The 1873-nt window shown below is 72.7% G+C and carries 1 protein-coding gene; it reads right to left on the bottom strand.

All coding sequences use genetic code 11. The features are described from left to right. Positions 1 to 111: 111 nt before the first annotated feature. Complete coding sequence (gene argG, locus ACFWXO_RS44310) at positions 112 to 1524, bottom strand: argininosuccinate synthase (protein ID WP_380532690.1); 1413 nt, start codon at positions 1522 to 1524, stop codon at positions 112 to 114. Positions 1525 to 1873: the final 349 nt, after the last annotated feature.

The following is a 1873-nucleotide window of genomic DNA, read 5'->3' as shown; positions in this document are numbered from 1 at the left end:
GGCGCGAGCGCGCCCGCCGCGGGGGGCCCCCCCCGCGGGGCGCCCCCCCCCCCCCCCGGCCCGTTCCGGCCCGTAGCCGGTCGGGTCCCCGTCGGTCGGGCCCCGTAGATGTCAGTCGGTGCCGGACTCGATCGCCGCGTGGTCCAGCGCGGTGGACTCCGCCTCGTCGCCGGTGCCCGCCGCGATCGGCGCCGCGCCGCCCGGGGTGAGCTCGCCGATCAGGCCGGTCCACGGCGCCAGCTGGCCGTGGCCCGCGTACTGCTCCAGCTTGCTGCGGGAGTCGGCGATGTCCAGGTTGCGCATGGTCAGCTGGCCGATCCGGTCGTCCGGGACGAAGGCGGCGTCGACGCTGCGCTCCATCGACAGCTTCTCCGGGTGGTAGCTGAAGTTCGGGCCCTGGGTGTCGATCACCGAGTAGTCCTGGCCGCGCCGCAGCCGCAGCGTGACGCTGCCGGTGACGGCCTGGCCGACCCACTTCTGCAGGCTGTCGCGCAGCATCAGCGCCTGCGGGTCGAACCAGCGGCCCTCGTACATCAGGCGGCCGAGGCGCCGGCCCTGGGTGTGGTAGGTGGCGAGGGTGTCCTCGTTGTGGATCGCGTTCAGCAGCCGCTCGTAGGCGATGTGCAGCAGCGCCATGCCCGGGGCCTCGTAGATGCCGCGGCTCTTGGCCTCGATGATCCGGTTCTCGATCTGGTCCGACATGCCCAGACCGTGCCGTCCGCCGATCCGGTTGGCCTCGTGCACCAGGTCGACGGCGGAGCCGAACTCACGGCCGTTGATCCGGACCGGCCGGCCGAACTCGAAGTCGACCGTGACGTCCTCGGTCTCGATCTCGACGGCCGGGTCCCAGAAGGCGACGCCCATGATCGGGGCGACGATCTCCAGCGAGGCGTCCAGGAACTCCAGCCGCTTGGCCTCGTGGGTGGCGCCCCAGATGTTGGCGTCCGTGGAGTAGGCCTTCTCGGCGGAGTCCCGGTACGGCAGGTCGCGCTCGGCGAGCCACTCGGACATCTCCTTGCGGCCGCCGAGCTGGGTGACGAAGTCCTGGTCCAGCCACGGCTTGTAGATCCGCAGGTTGGGGTTGGCGAGCAGGCCGTAGCGGTAGAACCGCTCGATGTCGTTGCCCTTGTAGGTCGAACCGTCGCCCCAGATCGAGACGTCGTCCTCCTGCATGGCCCGGACCAGCAGGGTGCCGGTCACGGCGCGGCCGAGCGGGGTGGTGTTGAAGTAGGTCTGCCCGGCGGAGCGGATGTGGAAGGCGCCGCAGGCCAGGGCGGCCAGGCCCTCCTCGACCAGCGGGGCCCGGCAGTCGATCAGGCGGGCCTGCTCGGCGCCGTAGGCACGGCCACGGGCCGGGACGTCGGCGAGGTTCGGCTCGTCGTACTGGCCGATGTCGGCCGTGTAGGCGTAGGGGACGGCACCGTGCTCGCGCATCCACGCGACCGCGACGGAGGTGTCCAACCCACCCGAGAATGCGATGCCGATCCGTTCACCGACCGGCAGCTTGCTCAAGACCTTCGACATGCATGCACCCTTGACCCACCCGCGGTGCGGGCTCCTGATTTAGCGACGTGTGAGGGGATTCGGCCTGATTGATCCGATGCCCGCACTCTGGCATAGATTTGCAGAGTACCGCAAGAGCATACGGCCGCGTCGGCCGGGGTGGCAGCTCCGGCGGGCCGCTCCCGGGGGTCGGGGCCGACCTCAACTCCGTTGGCCAGAGGGGTGTTTGCGGGATCCAGCCCCCCCGCGCGGCGGCGGGGGAGAGGGCGGGGAAGGGGGCGGGGGCGGGGCGGCCGGGGGGGGGGGCGGCGGCCCCGCCCCCCGGCCGCGCGGGCGGGGGGGGGGCGGCCCCGCCCCCCACACCCCCCCC

The organism is Kitasatospora sp. NPDC059088, assembly GCF_042738155.1.
Classification (GTDB): domain Bacteria; phylum Actinomycetota; class Actinomycetes; order Streptomycetales; family Streptomycetaceae; genus Kitasatospora.
This window is presented reverse-complemented; position numbering and strand designations above follow the sequence as displayed.